A 16,772-nucleotide genomic window follows, 5' to 3' on the forward strand; every position below is an offset into this window, starting at 1 on the left:
CTCTTGCGTTCACTCACTGAGGGGTTTGCGTTCACTCGGTGATGTCAGCGCGGCTGGCGCGCGGTTTTGCAAGATGCGAGCCGGTCAGCCGCACGAATGACTGCGGCGTCGCCTCAAATCCACGACTTGATTGCAGCGCCATTTCGCCAGGCGAATTGGCGCTGCTGTGAACAGGTCGTTGCTCCCGGCGGTCCGTTCGTTGGTCCGCATCGCGCGCCGTTGCGCGATTCTGCGCCGTCATGATGGCCGTTCCTCGCATGAACGCGCTCGGCGATGCCCGGGCGTCCTCGGTCTCGATAGCTTGGGTCGCAGTCGAAGCGCCCCCGGTTCGACAGCACCCAGCCTTCGTTCGGCTTCTCTTCAGCAGAAAAACGTAAAACGCATGTGAAGGGTGTGAGGCGGGATCATGACGGCGCCAGCGTTCCGGCGCGCATCCGATCTCGCCCGGAACCCGCCAAATCACTTTGGGCTGCCGCACGACCCATCTGAAAAGATTGAGATTTTCCGTCGAATATGTCGTCGCCGCGAGCGGGACGAAACAATTCTCACGGAGATGAAACCATTTTCCGGCTTTGGCGCATCACGCGCGAAACCGCCCATGGTTATCAACCTCACAACGACGACGGCGCACGCCGGCCACCGAATTCGGAGAGAAGTTCATGCGCACGCTTAGCCTCATTCTTGCTTTTGGTTTCGTGCTCGCCGGCTCCTCGTTCGCAGGCTCGCCGGATGGCAATGTCCCGGGCATCGGTACGTTCCAGTACAGCGGCTCGCCGATCATGACCCCGGCGCCGCAGCCGATCGTGGTTGCCGCGCGCTTCTGATCGTCAACAAGAAAAATCAGCCGATAAAGGCCATCATGCTTGTTCGTGCTTTCGCTGCGGCGTTCATATCCCTTCTGACGATCAGTGCCGTTCAGGCGCAGGTGCGCTCTCCCTCAAGATTACCCGATCCCCGTACTGAGTTCGTGAGGCAATGTGCGCCGCGCATGCTCGGACGGTGGGAGCATCCGGAAGAGGTCTGCGGCTGCCTGCACGATCATGCTGCCGCCGTCGTCGAGGATCGCGATCTCCGCGAGGCCCTGCTGCGCGGCATCAGCGAGACCGGGGTGCCGACGATCGAGACCGACTGGGTGCCGGCCGCAAAGCAGACCGAAATCGGCCCGACCTTCACCAAGATCGCCAAGCCGACCCTGCAATGCATGTTCGATCCGGCGAAGTAGCGCTCATCGCTTTGATTTCGGACCAAACCGCGACACGCAGGTGCTGGTCCGTGCGATGCCCTTGTCGGTCATCTTGGCGCCGCGCACTTCCTTGACCTGTCCGGCGGGACAAGTTCCGTCGTCCACTTGCACGCGCTGGCCGAGCTTGAGATCGACGATGTCCTGCTCGCGTCCGACCGTGCCTGCGCGCGCCGTCGCGGCAAGTGCGATGAAGATCATGAGCGAGAGGCAAGTCGCACGGCGTAGCAGCATGGTGTGAGCTCCCGGCATCGGTGCCGCAATGTAGGGACCGGCAGCCGATTCTCATAGTGAACGTTCGTCATGCGCGCCGGGCCGGCTTGCGCCTTGCACGCACGGCTGCTCGCGATTCCTGCGCGAGCCGCGCGGCGGATGCCACGAGCTTCGGAACCGCGTGGCCGGAAAATCCCAGCACGAAACCGGGCAGTGGACGTGAGCGTGAATAGGTGTCGGCCAACAGCCAGCCTTCGGCGCCGGCGGCCTGCTTGGCTTCTGCCGCCACCAGCAGGTCGACCGAGGGATCGAAGCGGGCGACAAGATGCAGGCCCTGTGATGGGACCGGCACCGACAGCACGCCGCCGGATACGGCTTCGAGCGTCCCGGCCAGCGCGTCGCGCGCCTCGCGGTAGAGCTTGCGCACGCGCTTCAGGTTGGCCGCGAAGGCGCCGGAATTGAGCATGTCGGCCACCGCGGCCTCCATCAGCGTGCCGGGAAAGCGGTCGAGCGCGGCCCGCGCTGCGGTGACATCCGCAATCAAGCGCTCGGGCAGGGCGCAATAGCCGATCCGCAGGCCCGGAAACAACGTCTTGGCGAACGTGCCCATGTAGATCACACGCTGGAGGTGATCGATGCCGGCCAGCGACATCAGCGGCGCGCCGTCGTAACGGAATTCGCTGTCGTAATCGTCTTCCAGCACGAAGGCGCCGGCCTGCCTGGCCCAGTCCAGCAGCTCGAGCCGCCGCGGCATCGACATCTGCACACCCAGCGGAAACTGGTGCGACGGCGTCACATAGGCTGCGCGCGCGGACGGCGCCGCCGCGCGGCCTCTGGCGATCCGCATGCCGTGCGCGTCGACGGGCACGGACACGGCACGATAGCCGCAATGCGCGATAGTCTTGCGCGCGGCGGGATAACCTGGGTCCTCGCACCAGACCTGGTCGTTGGACTTCAGGATCGCGCTCAGCACGATGCGCAGCGCGTGCAGCGTGCCCGACGTCAGCATGATCTGATCGGGATCACAGCGCAGGCCCCGCGCCGACAACAGATGATCGGCGATCGCCGCACGCAGCTCGCGGCTGCCGCGGGGGTCGCCATAGTGCAGATGCTCCGCGCCGAAGGCGCGCATGCGGCGGCCGACAAAGGCCCGGAAACGCTGCACTGCGCGCGCGTCAATATGGGTGCAGCCGAGCGAAAACGCGCCTTGCCCGGGCGCTTCCACGAAGATCTTCGGCCGCTTCGGCTCGGCCGCGCGCGCGGGGATGCGCGTGGCAACGAAGGTGCCGGAGCCGACGGTGGCATCGGCAAAGCCGTCGGCGATCAGCCGCTCATAGGCGGTGACGACGGCATTGCGCCGAAAGCCCGTCTGCTTGGCCAGCGTGCGCGACGGCGGCAGCGGCTCGCCGGGTTTCACCAGGCCGCCGACGATCATCTCGCACAGCGCCTGGTACAGCCGGTGCGCCGACGAAGCGCCGGCCGTGATGTGCGGGCCTGCGAGGTCGAGCGGCAGCTCGGCTTTGGCCGGCGAGGGGACAGAATTGGTCGGAATTTTTTGCATGGAATTGGCACTATCGCAGACCAAATCCGCGGCTACAACTGCGCTGGAAGTGATCCAATCCGACAGGAGCGGCCGTGAGCCAGACCGAGAGCCCAAATTCCTATCCGACGTCCGCGCGCAGCCAGGTGAAGCGCCGTCACGACCGCGGCTTCTACGATCACGACACCGTTCATCGCATCCTGGATTCCTCGATGCTCTGCCACGTCTCCTATGCGATCGACGGCCAACCCTATTGCACGCCGACCTTCTTCTGGCGCGAAGGGACGAAGCTGTATTGGCATGGCTCGAGCGCCAGCCGCATGCTGCGCAACCAGACCCGGGGCGAGCGTGTGTGCCTGACGGTCGCCCATCTCGACAGCATGGTGCTGGCGCGCTGCGGGTTCAATCACTCCGCCGACTACCGCGCCGTGATGGCGTTCGGCACCGCCTATCTCGTCACCGATCCCGAGGAGAAAGAACGCGCGGTTATCGCGATGGTCGACCGCTTCTTCCCCGATCGCACCGCAAGCCTGCGGGCGAGCAACACGCAGGAGATCAAGGCGACCTCCTTTATCGCGATGGAGATCGAGGAAGCCTCCGCGAAAATCCGGGCCAAGGGTGTGGCCGACGATGAAGAGGACTATGCGCTGCCGATCTATGCCGAGCGCATCCCGGTACGCACCGTGCTCGGCGCGCCGGAGCCTTGCCCGCGGCTGCTCGACGGCGTCAGCCGGCCAGCGACACTGAACGGCTATTCGGAAGGCCGGCTGCTCGAAGATGCATTGCGGGATGCCTATTTTGCAGAGTACCCGAACGGCTGAAATCGGTTAGCTTGCGCTCCATCGATGATCTCAATGCCCGATTGGAGTTGCCTGATGAATGCCGAAACGCAGCAGAGGATTCTTGACGCCGTCGATGCCGGCTTCGAAACCCAGCTCGCGACAACCCGCGATTTCGTGGCGATCCCCTCGACCCGCGGGGCGGAAGGGCCTTGCCAGGACATGATCGGCGACCTCCTGCGCGCGCGCGGCTACGAGGTCGACGACTGGCACATCAATGTCGACGACCTCAAGGATCTGCGCGGCTTCGGGCCCATCGAGCACGATTTTTCGAAGGCGCGCACTGTGGTCGGCACGTACCGGCCCAAAACCGAGGCGGGCAAATCGCTGATCCTCCAGGGTCATTGCGACGTCGTACCGGCCGGGCCGCTGGAACTGTGGGACACCCCGCCGTTCTCGCCCGTCATCGAGGACGGCAAGATGTTCGGTCGCGGTGCCTGCGACATGAAGTCGGGCACCATCGCAGCGCTCTCCGCGCTCGATGCTATCAAGGCCGCAGGCCTCAAGCCTACGGCGCGGATTCACTTCCAGTCCGTGATCGAGGAGGAGAGCACAGGCGTCGGCGCGCTCTCGACGCTTCAACGCGGCTATCGTGCCGATGCTTGCTTCATTCCTGAGCCGACCGGCGGCAAGATGGTGCGCTCGCAGGTCGGCGTGATCTGGTTCCGCCTGCGCGTGAAGGGCCATCCGACCCATGTCGCCTTCGCCGGCTCCGGCGCGAACGCAATCATGGCGGCCTATCATTTGATCCAGGCGCTGCAAAAACTCGAGATCGAGTGGAACGAGCGCGCGAAAGCCGATCGTCACTTCAAGACGCTGAACCATCCCATCAACTTCAACCCCGGCATCATCAAGGGCGGCGACTGGGCCTCCAGCGTGCCGGCCTGGTGCGACGTCGATTGCCGGATCGCCGTGTTGCCGGGCTGGTCGATCGCCGATCACCAGAAGGAGATCATGGCCTGCGTTGCGGCTGCCGCGCGCAACCACCGCTTCCTCGCCAACAATCCCCCGGAGGTCGAATGGTCGGGCTTTTTGTCGGAAGGCTATGAGCTGACCGACGCCGCCGCGCCTGAGGCGGCGTTCGGCAAGGCCTTCAACACCGTCTATGGCGGCGCAGTCGAAGATCTCGTCTTCACTGCGCTCACCGACACCCGCTTTTACGGCCTCAATCACGGCATCCCGAGCCTGTGCTTCGGCGCGAGCGGCGGCGAGATGCACGGCTTCAATGAATATGTCGATCTGGACTCGCTTAAGAAGACGACCAAGGCAATGGCGCTATTCATCGCGAATTGGTGCGGGGTGGAGAAGGGGTAGGGGCCTTCCGCCGTCATTGCGAGGAGCCCTTGCGACGAAGCAATCCAGTCTGTCACCGCGGAGACAGTCTGGATTTGCTTCCGCCTTCGCTAAAGCTTCGGCGGACAAGTCGCTGCGCTCGCAATGACGGGGATTGCCCAATCCACCGGCGTTCCAAAATCCTTTAAGCTTAAAAGAAAGACTAGGATGCCGCCCGCGCCGGTGGCAGACTGGCGCCAGGTCCAGAAGGCCTTGAGTCCGTCGAGGAAGCACGATGCGCGATTGGGATGACGCTTACGCCAATTCGGCCCATATCCCAGGCTCCGACAAGATACCGGCGCTGTGGGCGGAGCGGGCGGCGGCTTATCGCGCCGGGCTTAAGGAGTTTCGCGCTGACATCGCCTATGGCGCGGGCGAGCGCCAGCGGCTCGACCTCGTCCTGCCCGACGGCGACAGCAAGGGCCTCGTCGTGTTCGTCCACGGCGGCTATTGGATGCGCTTCGACAAATCGGCATGGACTGATCTCGCCGAAGGCGCGCGTCATCATGGCTGGACCGTGGCACTGCCAAGCTACACGCTGACGCCGGCCGCGCGCATCTCCGACATTACGGCAGAAATCACCACGGCGACCGCCAAGGCGGCCTCGCTCGTCGCGGGTCCGATCCGGCTCGCCGGCCATTCCGCCGGCGGCCATCTCGTCACGCGCATGCTGTGCGACGACAGCCGGCTGGAGCCGGCCGTCGCCGACCGCATCGCCGGCACGCTTTCGATCAGCGGCCTGCATGATCTGCGTCCACTGCTCAAGACCAGGATGAACGACACCCTGCGCATGACGATGGAGGAGGCGACGCTGGAAAGCGCGGCGCTGCATCTGCCGCGCGGGCCTTCGCCGGTGACCGCCTGGGTCGGTGGCAACGAGCGACCCGAATTCATCCGCCAGTCCGATCTGATGGCCAATGTCTGGACTGGATTCGACGTGCCGACTCGTCTTGTCGTCGATCCCGGGCTGAACCATTTCACCGTGATCGACGCCCTCAAGGACCCGTCGTCGCCAATCACCGCGCGCCTGATCGGCCTCAACTGACGGGGCCTCAAAGATCGATTGAAAGGGCCTGCCATGACGTCCAGCCAATACGATCCCGCAAGCGAAGGCGCCGAGACCGATTTCGCCCGGCGCATGTCCTACGGAAGCTATCTGGCGCTGGACGCGATCCTCGGCGCGCAGCATCCGCTGTCGGAAGCGCATGACGAGATGCTGTTCATCATCCAGCATCAGACCACCGAACTGTGGATGCGGCTCGCCATCCACGAGCTCAGCGCCGCACGCCGTTCGATCGCGAAGGACGAGGTGCAGCCTGCAATGAAGATGCTGGCACGGATGTCGCGCATCTTCGAGCAGCTCAACGGCGCCTGGGACGTGCTGCGCACCATGACGCCCAGCGAGTATACGCGCTTCCGCTCGCAGCTTGGCCAGTCCTCAGGCTTCCAGTCGCGGCAATACCGGTTGATCGAATTCCTGCTCGGCAATCGCAACCACGCCATGCTCAAGCCGCACGCGCACGATCTGGAAACCACGCAGCTGCTCGAAGCCGAACTCGCGACCCCGAGCCTTTATGACGAGGTGCTGCGGCTCGCCGACCGCAACGGGCTCAAGATGCCCGCGGCGGTGCTGGCGCGCGATGTTCGCGAAACTCATAGCTTCAATGAAGGTGTGCTGCAGGCCTGGCGTATCGTCTACGAGGCGCCGGAAACGCACTGGATGCTCTATGAGCTCGCCGAAAAGCTGGTCGATTTCGAGGATTATTTCCGGCGCTGGCGCTTCAACCATGTGACGACGGTCGAGCGCGTTATCGGCTTCAAGCGCGGCACCGGCGGCACCGGCGGCGTCAGCTACCTCAAGCGGATGCTGGAGGTCGAACTGTTTCCTGAACTCTGGCGCGTGCGCACGATCCTGTAGAGATTTTCATGACCAAGCTTCGCGTCTACGACGACACCAAAGCGCTATTCCATATGCCGGACGGTGTAATCTATCTCGACGGCAATTCGCTCGGCGCGTTGCCGCTTGGTGTCGCCGAGCGCGTCAGCCGCGTCATCACCGCCGAGTGGGGTGATGAGTTGATCCGCGCATGGAATACGGCGGGCTGGTATGCCCAACCGCGCCACGTCGGCGATCGCATCGCGCGGCTGATCAGTGCGGAAGCCGGCTCCGTCATGGTCGGAGATACGCTGTCGCTCAAGGTCTATCAGGCGCTCGCCGCCGCGCTTGACATGAACGCATCGCGCAAGGTCGTCCTGTCAGACACCGGCAATTTTCCGACCGACCTCTACATGGCCGAAGGCCTGATCGCGACGCTCGGCCGTGGCCATCAATTGCGCCTGGTGGCGCCGGAGCAGATCGAGGCTTCGTTGTCGGAGGAGATCGCGGTGCTCTACATCACCGAGGTCGACTACCGCAGCGGACGCCGCCACGACATGGCGAAGCTGACCGCAAGAGCGCATGCGCTTGGCATCGTCACGGTCTGGGACCTCGCGCATTCGGCCGGTGCGCTGCCGGTTGACCTTGCGGGTACCGGCGCTGATTTCGCCGCCGGATGCACCTACAAATACATCAACGCCGGCCCCGGCGCGCCGGCCTTTCTCTACGTCGCGCCGCGCCACGCCGACAGCGTGCGCGCCGCTTTGTCGGGGTGGATGGGACACGCAAAGCCGTTCGCATTCGAGCTTGCCTATGCGGCCGCAGGCGGCGTCGAGCGCATGCGCGTCGGCACGCCGCCGGTGCTGGCAATGGCGGCATTGGAGGCCTCGCTCGACATCTGGGACCGCGTCGATATGGCGGAGGTCCGGGCCCGCTCGCTGGCGCTAGGCGATCTCCTGATTGCCGAGGTCGAACGCCGCTGTCCGTCCTTGAAGCTCGTTACGCCGCGCACCCATGAGCGCCGCGGGTCTCAGGTCTCCTTTGCTTTCGACGGCGGCTATGCCGTGATGCAGGCCCTCATCGCCCGCGGCGTCATCGGCGATTTCCGCGCGCCTGACATCATGCGATTTGGCATCGCGCCGCTGTATATCGGCGAGAGCGAGATCATGCGGGCGGCCGAGATCACGGAAGAGGTGATCGCGGGCGAGATTTGGCGGCGGCCAGAGTATCAGGTGGTGAATGCGGTGACGTGAGGGGGCCCGTGCCCCGGACGCAGCGCAGCGCCTCTCGGCGATGCGCTGCAGAGCCGAATGTCACGGCGGCGATTACCTCGGACGTCATTGCTTTGCCGCGCGGAGCAATTCACCCTGAGAGCAGAATGATTTGGGAGGAGATCCGATGACGCCGCTCGAGAAACTTAAAGCAATGAAGATGCCGTTTGCCGAACTCAAGGGCGTCGAGTTCGTCGAAGCCGGAAAGGATCGCGTGGTGGCGCGGATGATGGTCAGGCCCGATCTCTGCACACTTCATCACACGATTCACGGAGGCGCGGTGATGGCGCTGGCCGATTCCGTCGGCGCGGCGGCCACCGTGATCAATCTGCCGGAGGACGCCAAGGGCACGACCACGCTCGAGAGCAAGACCAATTTCATCGGCGGGGCCAAGGAGGGAACCACGGTGATCGCGACCGCTACCCCAATCCACAGAGGCCGGCGCACCCAGGTCTGGACCACCCGGCTGGAGACCGAGGACGGCAAGCTGATCGCCGTGGTGACGCAGACCCAGCTGGTCCTCGTATGAATACGGGGGCTTGATTTTATTAACGAATTAGTCGCCTCCAATGCCCGAAACTTGGGCAGGTTCCCGTCTTGAAAAGTTTGTTGCGATGCACAATATTGGAGGCCTAGGGATTCGAACGCCTCCTCGAGGGACACCAAGAGGAGTTTTGACTTGTCACTCGCAGCAGATTTTGGACTTGAAGTAACCAGCCGCCCGAAGTCCGTCCAGGGCTACGTGCGGACCTTGAGCCAGCAGGAAGAATTGCCGCTTTTGCGCGATCATCTGCTGAGGCTCGATGCCGAAAGCCGGCACGACCGCTTCAACGGTTTTCTCGACGACAGTTTTATCGAGCGTTACGCCGCGCGCTGTGCCGAGGACGGCACCGTGATCGTCGCCTACATCGTCGATGGCGTGGTCCGCGGTGCGGCCGAGCTGCATCCGCCAGAGGGCGATTCGCTGCCCGAGGTCGCCTTCAGCGTGGAAGCCTCGGCGCGGCGCCAGAACGTCGGCACCGTGCTGTTCAGCCGTTTGATCGCGGAAGCGCGCTGGAAAGGCTACAAGCGCCTGCGCATTACAACCGGTGCCGAGAATCACGCAATGCGCGCGCTCGCCAGGAAGTTCGGGGCGCATCTGCAATTCCGTCATGGCGAATCGACCGGTACGATCGATCTCGCCAAGGCGCCTGAGGACGAGCTCGCTGATCTCGCGGCCTCGCCATTCGCGGCCGGCCGCGCTCTTATCAGCTTCAACTCGACCTGCTGGAAGATCATTTCCAGCATCTATGGCAATCGCGCCGCCTGACCTGAAAAAGCCGACTGGAATCAAAAAGCGGACCGGCAAAACCGGTCCGCTTTTGTATTGGAAATAGGGAACTAAGCCTTCAGGTGCCGGTGCGCTTGTCGTTGCCGAAGCGGCGCACGACACGGCGTTCGACCACCACCGAGCGCTGCGCACCCTGTTCGCCGGCGATCACGCGGGTCGAGGTGATGCGGCTGTTGGTGCGAACCTGTTTCTTGACCTCGGCCTGGACGACATCAAGCGGCATGCCCATCAGGGCTGCGGCGATCTCGGCCTGCTGCTCCTGATCATCGGTGATGCCGACGGCGGCGAAGATCGCCTCGTCCAGGGTCGGCGGATCGTGGCGCACGCGCCGCGTGCCATATTTGGTATTCCAGTCTGCGTTCATAACGGCCTCATTTCGATGCCGGGATACCTAGTGCCGTCTATGTTGCATTGCAATATGAAATCGGTGTGGCATCTCAGCTATGCACCGGTTGGGTGTCAGGGTGGTGACGCGACACCGGCAACATCCGCAACCCGCTGCTGTGGCCAGCGTTTCAGCGCCGCGTGGCCCGCTTCCGTCAGCCCGTAGATTCCCCGTTCGGTGCGTTCGAACCAGCCATACACATTGTTAAGCATGATCTTGCCGGCATCGGGACAGCGTTGGCGCAACTCGCTCACCCTCCGCGGGCCTGCCGCAAGCTCCGAGGCGCAGGCCAGCGCCTGCTGCCGATAAGCCGTCATGATCGGCGCGCGCGTGCTGCCGCCCAGCACCGGATCGCCCTGGCGGCGCTGATGCTCCGCAACGAGGCGCGAACGGACCTTCGGCTCGCGGCGTGGGGCTGCCGTCGGCGGCTTCACCAGCACCTCGACCTGACCCCGGTCGGTCACCCCGAGCATGCCGAAGCCGAGGCGGCGACAGAGATTGCGATAGCGCGCGTCGGTCTCGCGTCCCTTGCCGCGCACCGACATCTTGGCTGCGATCCAGACCTCGTCGCCGGCCGGTGCACGATCGACCGCCTGAAGGATCAGCTCGAGATTGAAGGTGAGCTTGAGCTCGCCGATCACCACCACCGGCGGATCGCCGGCGCTGAGGCCCACGAGATCGCAGCCGCCGATCTCGCCCTTGACCGTGAAGCCGAGCTCTTCGAGGAAGCGTTTGACAGGCAGATAGAGCGTGGTTTCCAAAGCAAGCTTCCGAGTGTCACGTCCGAGAATCAGTCTGCGGCAGTTTAGCCCCGGAATGGACTTAGAGCTCTGCGCCATTTGATCGGGAACAGATGATCCGGCTATCCTGAGGGTAGGATAATCGGGCGGTTCACGAAGATGACCATCAGGAATGGGCTCTATCATATCCGCATCGAAATGTTGGATGCCGTCCAGGGCGGCAACCAGGGCGTCATGGTGATGCGCGACGGCAGCATGCGGGGAGGGGATTCGTTCTTCTTCGCCTACGGCAGCTACACCTCGGCCGACGGCAAGTGGAAGGGCGAGCTGACCAACGAGGAACATCCCCCTTCGTTCGACGAGCGCCCGGTGGGGGGCCGCAAGGTCGTGACCATCGGCTTCAGCGGTACCTATAATGACGAGACCGCGTACGGCGAGGGCATCGCGCTCGCCGGCAAACAGAGCATCCGTTTCAAAGGCAATCTCCGGCTCTTGGTGCCGGATTGATTACACCCGGCCGCCGACCGGGATCAGCGCGCCGGTGACGCCGCTCGCGGCATCGCTGGCGAGGAACAGGATGACTTCGGCGAGTTCTTGCGGTGTCACCCATTTGGTGAAGTCCGCTTTCGGCATGTCGGCGCGATTGGCCTTGGTGTCGATGATCGAGGGCAGCACAGCGTTCACGGTCACCTTGCCTTTCCACTCGCTTGCCAACGCCTCGGTGAGGCGATGGACGCCGGCTTTCGACGCCGCATAGGGGCCCATGCCGGAGCCGGCCTGAAGCGCGCCCATGGCGCCGATGTTGACGATGCGGCCGGCCTTGGACGCGGCCAGATGCGGAAGCGCCGCGTGCGAGGCGTTGAGCGCCGTCAGCAGGTTGAGCGCATGCATGCGCTGCCATGTCTTGATGTCGCCGTCGCCCACGGTCTCGAAGGCGAAGCCGCCGGCGATGTTGATCAGCCCATCGAGCTTGCCAAAGTGTCTTGCCGCCGCCTCGACCGCCGTCTTTGCTTGTGCTGCGTCGGACAAATCGACGCCGCCGATCTCGATGCGCTCAGGCGTCGCGGAGATTTGCGATGGCGCATGGTCGATGCCGGCCACGCGCGCGCCGCGCGACTGCGCGGTCTCGGCGACGACTTTTCCAAGTGCGCCGAGTGCGCCGGTCACCACAATGACTTTTCCCTGCACGAGACTCTCCGTCCATCAATGGGCCGGACTATTGCGCGGCCCGCATTGGACTTGCAATGGCGGCCGGTTCCAAATTGGGCTATAGATGCAACTTCAGATAGTGGAGGAGGCTGTTTCATGGGCGACAATTTGCCGACCCTCGAGTTTCCTGCTGCGATCGTTGACTTGCAGTATCCGCTGCCGAACTTCAGGAAAGCATTGGGCGGAAGGGGGCCCGTGCGCATCGTGGCGATGGGGTCGTCCTCGACGGCCGGACTTGGCAACGTGGTTGCATATCCAGCGCGGCTCGAGCTGTATTTGAGAAAGCACTACAAGGATGACGATCCCCATCGGGACATCCGGATAGATGTGCTCAACCGTGGCAAGGGCGGCGAAGAGGCGCCGCAAGAAGTGGCTCGGTTCAACGATGACATCTTTGCCGACAATCCTTCGCTGGTGCTCTGGCAGGTCGGAACCAACGCCGTGTTTCGCAGCAACGAATTCGACTTCGATAAAGTGTTGGCTAAGATCGCCGAGGGATTGGCCCGCCTGCGCGATCATCCGGCCACAGATGTCATTCTCATCAACCCGCAATACGTCACGGCCATGCTCGGCGACAATGCCAAGCTCTCGGAGAAGATGGTCTCGGCGATCCGGGCCGCCGCGCAAGAGGCCAAAGTCAATTTGTTCCAGCGCTGGGCCCTGATGCGGCACTGGAACGAGCACAACAACGCCTCGCTCGAGCAACTGCTCGCGCCGGACGACGAGTTGAAGCTGCACCAGAGCGACTGGAGCACCATGCAAGTCGCGCGGGCTCTGCGTTCGGCGATCCTAACGGCGACGGGTGCAACACAGAGATGCCCGTGTATGATTACGACGTGAGATAGCGTTCCTTGAGCGCCGTCCGCTCGGCCGCGCCGAGCTTGAGCCCGTCCCGCAAATAGGTTTCGAGATCGCCATATTCGGCGCCGACAGCTTCGAAAGCCGCGGCAAGGTACGACGCCTCTACGCTACCGATGGCATTGCGTACGTCCTCGGGCAGATCGGTGGCCGCCGTCGCGTCGCGCTTGTAGTGCTGGTTGGTCAGCAGATAGTCCTCGGCAATGACGTCATCCGGCACGCCGAGCGCATGCAGGATCAGCGCGCTGGCAAAGCCGGTGCGGTCCTTGCCGGCGGTGCAGTGAATGACGAGCGGCGCGCGGTCCTCCAGGAGATGACCGAACAGGTTGCGGAAACTGGCCGTGTTGTGGCGGACATAGTTGCGATAGGATTCGCGCATGAGTTCGAGCGCGACCGGCGCGGTCAGCCTGCCTCTGGCGAGCTCGGCGCGCAGCGCAGCCACGACCGTCGGCTCGATCGGCAGCGAATGCACGGCGATCTCGTTGATCACGCAGACGCCCGCCGCGCGCTCCTCGACGCCGCGAAAATCGAAGGCGCTGCGCACACCCAGCGCGCGGACGATCTCGACATCGGCAGCAGTGAGCTGGCCGAGATGGTTGGAGCGGAAGATGTGCCGCCAGCGCGTGGTCCGGCCATCTGCGGTCGGATAGCCGCCGAGGTCGCGAAAATTGCTGGCGCCTTGCAGGGCGAGATGGCGGGCAGGGGAGCCCTGTACCGAGGAGTCTTGTCCGGAGGAGTCTTGCAGGGACTTGTCTTGCATGAGATCAGTTTGGGTTATGGTTCCATTGGACGCACAACGGGCGTCCTTGAATCTATTACAGGGGGCGATCATGGGCCGGCACAAGGCCATTCTTTTGACGGTCGCCATGCTGGCGGGCGGAATGATCGGAGCGCGGCAGGCCGATGCGCAGACGTTCCGGACCTACCACTGCGCCGATGGTACGCAGTTCATCGTTGGGTTTTATGACGCCGACAAGCGCGCCTTCCTCCAGATCGACGGCGAGCCTGTCACGCTTGCGAAGCGGCTGACGGTCTCCGGCGCGCGCTATTCGGGGGCGGGCATCACGCTTGTGATCGGCAAGACCGGCAGCACCACGGTCAAGCATCTGAAGCGGCCGGTCACGGCCTGCGCGGGGATCTGAACGGCGGCATTCCACAAAAATCAAAAAGGGCCGAAACTTCGTTGTTTCGACCCTTTTTCAAACTGACGCCGGACGCTTGAGAGGGCGCGGCGGTATCGAACCGAACGCAGGCATCAGCGATCCCATTTCGGCTTGGCTTCATCGATTGCTTCCTGATGGTACCAGCTGCCGCTGCAAATCGTCTCGTTCACGGGGAGCGAGGCGTGGTTGGCGGGAAGGCGGGTCTCACCGTTGCGGCGCCCCCCGAGAGCGGAGCGGCCCCCGACAGGGAATTGGTAGATCTGTGCAGATCCGTGACTCAGTCCATTGTTCATCATTGCGGTATCTCCCGAGATCGCAGCGCTGGCCTCCATGGTGCGCCCGACTCGTTGGCTTGTGGTTACTGGAATCCCCATATCGGCCGCGCATTCCGAAATGCAAAGTGCTGAAAAGGAAATCAGCCTTGGCCTATTTTGTAGGCAGGGTGCATTCTGCTTCCTCTAAGGCAGCGGTCGGGTGGCTAACGCGTGGGCCATTGCGAAGGTTGCGGGCGACGGGCGCAGACTTGGCGAATATTGCCGGACGTTGATGCGCGTTTAGTCGGCAACCTCAGGCACCGGCCTGCCTGCTCCAGAATCGGGCGTTTTCCGCGGGATTTTTGCGGTGCAGCTTCACGCAAAGGTGCGCCGCTATGACGCACGGCGCAGTCGACGATCCGACGGGCGGGAGAGGAGGCCGGCCGCGGTGGAAAACCTCCCGCGCTGCGGCCTTTTGGCACGTTAAATGCTTGGAAAGGGTCGGCCGATGTTGGCCGGGTAAACAATCGTGCGGGGGCCTGCGGCCCCCACCTTTCGCATCATCTACAGAGAGGCTCAATGACCAAGTATAAGCTCGAGTACATCTGGCTCGACGGATATACGCCGACTCCGAACTTGCGCGGCAAAACTCAGATCAAGGAATTCGCGTCGTTCCCGACGCTCGAGCAGCTTCCGCTCTGGGGCTTCGATGGCTCCTCCACCCAGCAGGCTGAAGGCCACAGCTCCGATTGCGTGCTGAAGCCGGTCGCGGTGTTCCCGGATGGCGCCCGCACCAACGGCGTGCTCGTGATGTGCGAAGTCATGATGCCCGACGGCAAGACCCCGCACTCGACCAACAAGCGCGCCACCATCCTCGACGATGCCGGCGCCTGGTTCGGCTTCGAGCAGGAATACTTCTTCTACAAGGACGGCCGTCCGCTCGGCTTCCCGGCCTCCGGCTATCCGGCGCCCCAGGGTCCGTACTACACCGGCGTCGGCTTCTCGAACGTCGGCGACGTCGCCCGCAAGATCGTCGAAGAGCATCTCGACCTCTGCCTGGCCGCCGGCATCAACCATGAAGGCATCAACGCGGAAGTCGCGAAGGGCCAGTGGGAATTCCAGATCTTCGGCAAAGGCTCCAAGAAGGCCGCTGACGAAATGTGGATGGCCCGCTACCTGATGCTGCGCCTGACCGAGAAGTACGGCATCGACATCGAGTTCCACTGCAAGCCGCTCGGCGACACCGACTGGAACGGCTCCGGCATGCACGCCAACTTCTCGACCGAGTACATGCGTACGGTCGGCGGCAAGGAGTACTTCGAGGCGCTGATGGCGGCCTTCGACAAGAACCTGATGGACCACATCGCCGTCTACGGCCCGGACAACGACAAGCGTCTGACCGGCAAGCACGAGACCGCGCCCTGGAATAAGTTCAGCTACGGCATTGCCGATCGCGGTGCTTCGATCCGCGTGCCGCACTCCTTCGTCAACAACGGTTACAAGGGCTATCTGGAAGACCGTCGTCCGAATTCGCAGGGCGACCCATACCAGATCGCTTCGCAGATCCTGAAGACGATCGCCTCCGTGCCGGCCGACAAGAAGGCCGCCGCCTAAGATCCTCCCGGCCCGGGCTGGGGGGCTGGCCCGGGTTGGACTTCGATCCGCCGAAGCCGAAAGGCTTCGGCGGATTTTTCGTTCTGATGACAGCCGTTTGCGGAGCCGCCTCGGACCTCATGGCGGGAAACTTGTCCATCGCCGCCGAAAGCGGGATAGAGTGCGCCTGGGTGCGCGCAGGGCCGGGGACGGCTGGTGTTTGAAGGCTTCTACAAGGTGAGATTTCAGCTCGGCGACGCCGTCGGCCGGAGCGTGATGCATGCCGGCAACGGCAAGATGCTCGGCGGCAATTCGGCCTTCGCCCATATCGGCACCTACGCGAAGACCGAAGGCGGCGTCGACATCGTGATCAACACTGTCCGCCACAATCCCGATCCGAACTATCGCGCCATGGCGGGTACGGACGACGCGACCTTGCTCGCCAAGGGCTGGGCCGACGGCGATCTCTATCGCTTCAAGGGCGAGCTCAAGGAGCTGCCCGGCGTACCCTTTCAGTCGTTGATGACACCCATCACCGAAGACGAGATGCCGATCGCCGGCGGCGTCGGCGAGGCCGGCATCGCCGACGGGCTCTACTCGGTGCATCTGCGCATGCTCGATGGTGTCGACGGCGGTCTCACCGGCGTGATGCTGCTCAACAAGGGCCGCATCCTCGGCGGCGATGCATCGTTCTATTATCTCGGCAGCTACACCGCCGCCAACGGGCGCTGGAAGGGCCAGATCCTGAATCAGGAGCACACGCCGGCCAAGGACGATCCGATCTTCGGCGGCCACGAGGTCGGCATCGGCTTCTCCGGCACTTATGATGCCGAGCAGGCGGTGCTGGAGGCAACGGCGCTCGCTGGCAAGCGTAGCCTGCGCCTGACCGCCGCGCTCAAGCTGATGCACCGCGCCTGATCGCCACAGGA

Annotated in this window: 22 protein-coding genes; 14 read left to right on the plus strand and 8 right to left on the minus strand. The window is 63.6% G+C overall.

Annotated features, from left to right (window positions below; genetic code table 11):
- Positions 1 to 31 precede the first annotated feature (31 nt).
- Positions 32 to 241 carry a hypothetical protein gene (locus AC0L3S_RS02230; protein WP_473257093.1) on the minus strand — a complete coding sequence of 70 codons (210 nt, stop codon included), beginning with the start codon at positions 239 to 241 and terminating at the stop codon, positions 32 to 34.
- A 418-nt stretch (positions 242 to 659) separates the two neighbouring features.
- Between AC0L3S_RS02230 and AC0L3S_RS02235 the strand changes: the two genes are divergently transcribed.
- Positions 660 to 824 carry a hypothetical protein gene (locus tag AC0L3S_RS02235; RefSeq protein WP_167552240.1) on the plus strand — a complete coding sequence of 55 codons (165 nt, stop codon included), beginning with the start codon at positions 660 to 662 and terminating at the stop codon, positions 822 to 824.
- 35 nt (positions 825 to 859) lie between these two features.
- Positions 860 to 1,222, plus strand: a complete 363-nt coding sequence (locus AC0L3S_RS02240) for a hypothetical protein (RefSeq protein WP_473257091.1) — start codon at positions 860 to 862, stop codon at positions 1,220 to 1,222.
- Positions 1,223 to 1,225: 3 nt separating this feature from the next.
- Here AC0L3S_RS02240 and AC0L3S_RS02245 read toward each other — a convergent pair whose 3' ends face one another.
- Together AC0L3S_RS02245 and pdxR are read right to left on the minus strand one after the other, a co-directional pair.
- The gene (locus AC0L3S_RS02245) at positions 1,226 to 1,474 is read right to left on the minus strand and encodes a DUF6719 family protein (RefSeq protein ID WP_473257089.1); all 249 of its coding nucleotides are present in this window, start codon (positions 1,472 to 1,474) and stop codon (positions 1,226 to 1,228) included.
- 67 nt (positions 1,475 to 1,541) lie between these two features.
- Positions 1,542 to 3,014, minus strand: a complete 1,473-nt coding sequence (pdxR, locus tag AC0L3S_RS02250) for a MocR-like pyridoxine biosynthesis transcription factor PdxR (RefSeq protein ID WP_473277958.1) — start codon at positions 3,012 to 3,014, stop codon at positions 1,542 to 1,544.
- 74 nt (positions 3,015 to 3,088) lie between these two features.
- On the opposite strand from pdxR, the gene AC0L3S_RS02255 reads away from it, so the two are divergent.
- The 7 genes from AC0L3S_RS02255 (at position 3,089) to AC0L3S_RS02285 (ending at position 9,620) form a co-directional block, all read left to right on the plus strand.
- Entirely contained in the window at positions 3,089 to 3,814 is a 726-nt protein-coding gene (locus AC0L3S_RS02255) for a pyridoxamine 5'-phosphate oxidase family protein (RefSeq protein ID WP_473277959.1), read from the plus strand.
- 54 nt (positions 3,815 to 3,868) lie between these two features.
- Positions 3,869 to 5,146: an ArgE/DapE family deacylase gene (locus AC0L3S_RS02260; protein ID WP_473277960.1), complete on the plus strand. Its 1,278-nt coding sequence runs from the start codon at positions 3,869 to 3,871 to the stop codon at positions 5,144 to 5,146.
- A 253-nt stretch (positions 5,147 to 5,399) separates the two neighbouring features.
- Positions 5,400 to 6,209 carry an alpha/beta hydrolase gene (locus AC0L3S_RS02265; RefSeq protein WP_473277961.1) on the plus strand — a complete coding sequence of 270 codons (810 nt, stop codon included), beginning with the start codon at positions 5,400 to 5,402 and terminating at the stop codon, positions 6,207 to 6,209.
- Between the two features lie 33 nt (positions 6,210 to 6,242).
- Positions 6,243 to 7,082, plus strand: a complete 840-nt coding sequence (gene kynA / locus AC0L3S_RS02270; RefSeq protein WP_354163407.1) for a tryptophan 2,3-dioxygenase — start codon at positions 6,243 to 6,245, stop codon at positions 7,080 to 7,082.
- 8 nt (positions 7,083 to 7,090) lie between these two features.
- A complete protein-coding gene (gene kynU / locus AC0L3S_RS02275; RefSeq protein ID WP_473277962.1) occupies positions 7,091 to 8,293 on the plus strand; it encodes a kynureninase in 1,203 nt (400 codons plus the stop codon).
- Between the two features lie 145 nt (positions 8,294 to 8,438).
- Complete coding sequence (locus tag AC0L3S_RS02280) at positions 8,439 to 8,840, plus strand: PaaI family thioesterase (RefSeq protein WP_007609457.1); 402 nt, start codon at positions 8,439 to 8,441, stop codon at positions 8,838 to 8,840.
- A 150-nt stretch (positions 8,841 to 8,990) separates the two neighbouring features.
- The gene (locus tag AC0L3S_RS02285) at positions 8,991 to 9,620 is read left to right on the plus strand and encodes a GNAT family N-acetyltransferase (RefSeq protein ID WP_007609461.1); all 630 of its coding nucleotides are present in this window, start codon (positions 8,991 to 8,993) and stop codon (positions 9,618 to 9,620) included.
- 79 nt (positions 9,621 to 9,699) lie between these two features.
- On the opposite strand, the gene AC0L3S_RS02290 is transcribed toward AC0L3S_RS02285, so the two are convergent.
- Together AC0L3S_RS02290 and AC0L3S_RS02295 are read right to left on the minus strand one after the other, a co-directional pair.
- Positions 9,700 to 10,005: a hypothetical protein gene (locus tag AC0L3S_RS02290; protein WP_007591844.1), complete on the minus strand. Its 306-nt coding sequence runs from the start codon at positions 10,003 to 10,005 to the stop codon at positions 9,700 to 9,702.
- A 95-nt stretch (positions 10,006 to 10,100) separates the two neighbouring features.
- Complete coding sequence (locus AC0L3S_RS02295; protein WP_063992659.1) at positions 10,101 to 10,787, minus strand: DUF2161 domain-containing phosphodiesterase; 687 nt, start codon at positions 10,785 to 10,787, stop codon at positions 10,101 to 10,103.
- Between the two features lie 138 nt (positions 10,788 to 10,925).
- Between AC0L3S_RS02295 and AC0L3S_RS02300 the strand changes: the two genes are divergently transcribed.
- Positions 10,926 to 11,273 carry a hypothetical protein gene (locus AC0L3S_RS02300; protein WP_473277963.1) on the plus strand — a complete coding sequence of 116 codons (348 nt, stop codon included), beginning with the start codon at positions 10,926 to 10,928 and terminating at the stop codon, positions 11,271 to 11,273.
- Here AC0L3S_RS02300 and AC0L3S_RS02305 read toward each other — a convergent pair whose 3' ends face one another.
- Positions 11,274 to 11,954 (minus strand): SDR family oxidoreductase, encoded by a 681-nt coding sequence (locus AC0L3S_RS02305; RefSeq protein ID WP_473277964.1) that lies wholly within the window; start codon positions 11,952 to 11,954, stop codon positions 11,274 to 11,276.
- A gap of 117 nt (positions 11,955 to 12,071) precedes the next feature.
- Here AC0L3S_RS02305 and AC0L3S_RS02310 point away from each other — a divergent pair, with 117 nt between their 5' ends.
- Positions 12,072 to 12,815, plus strand: a complete 744-nt coding sequence (locus AC0L3S_RS02310) for an SGNH/GDSL hydrolase family protein (protein WP_473257071.1) — start codon at positions 12,072 to 12,074, stop codon at positions 12,813 to 12,815.
- Here AC0L3S_RS02310 and AC0L3S_RS02315 read toward each other — a convergent pair.
- Positions 12,805 to 13,593: a tyrosine-protein phosphatase gene (locus tag AC0L3S_RS02315; RefSeq protein WP_063992655.1), complete on the minus strand. Its 789-nt coding sequence runs from the start codon at positions 13,591 to 13,593 to the stop codon at positions 12,805 to 12,807. The two genes, AC0L3S_RS02310 and AC0L3S_RS02315, sit on opposite strands and share 11 nt — an antisense overlap.
- 70 nt (positions 13,594 to 13,663) lie before the next feature.
- Between AC0L3S_RS02315 and AC0L3S_RS02320 the strand changes: the two genes are divergently transcribed.
- Entirely contained in the window at positions 13,664 to 13,975 is a 312-nt protein-coding gene (locus AC0L3S_RS02320) for an MliC family protein (protein WP_063992654.1), read from the plus strand.
- A gap of 113 nt (positions 13,976 to 14,088) precedes the next feature.
- On the opposite strand, the gene AC0L3S_RS02325 is transcribed toward AC0L3S_RS02320, so the two are convergent.
- Positions 14,089 to 14,370 carry a DUF2735 domain-containing protein gene (locus AC0L3S_RS02325; RefSeq protein ID WP_473277965.1) on the minus strand — a complete coding sequence of 94 codons (282 nt, stop codon included), beginning with the start codon at positions 14,368 to 14,370 and terminating at the stop codon, positions 14,089 to 14,091.
- 459 nt (positions 14,371 to 14,829) lie between these two features.
- On the opposite strand from AC0L3S_RS02325, the gene AC0L3S_RS02330 reads away from it, so the two are divergent.
- Together AC0L3S_RS02330 and AC0L3S_RS02335 are read left to right on the plus strand one after the other, a co-directional pair.
- Entirely contained in the window at positions 14,830 to 15,864 is a 1,035-nt protein-coding gene (locus AC0L3S_RS02330) for a glutamine synthetase beta-grasp domain-containing protein (RefSeq protein ID WP_063992653.1), read from the plus strand.
- Positions 15,865 to 16,059: 195 nt separating this feature from the next.
- Positions 16,060 to 16,761: a GrlR family regulatory protein gene (locus AC0L3S_RS02335; protein ID WP_473277966.1), complete on the plus strand. Its 702-nt coding sequence runs from the start codon at positions 16,060 to 16,062 to the stop codon at positions 16,759 to 16,761.
- The last annotated feature ends 11 nt before the right edge of the window (positions 16,762 to 16,772 follow it).

The sequence above is a fragment of the Bradyrhizobium sp. Ken01 genome, from assembly GCF_055807355.1.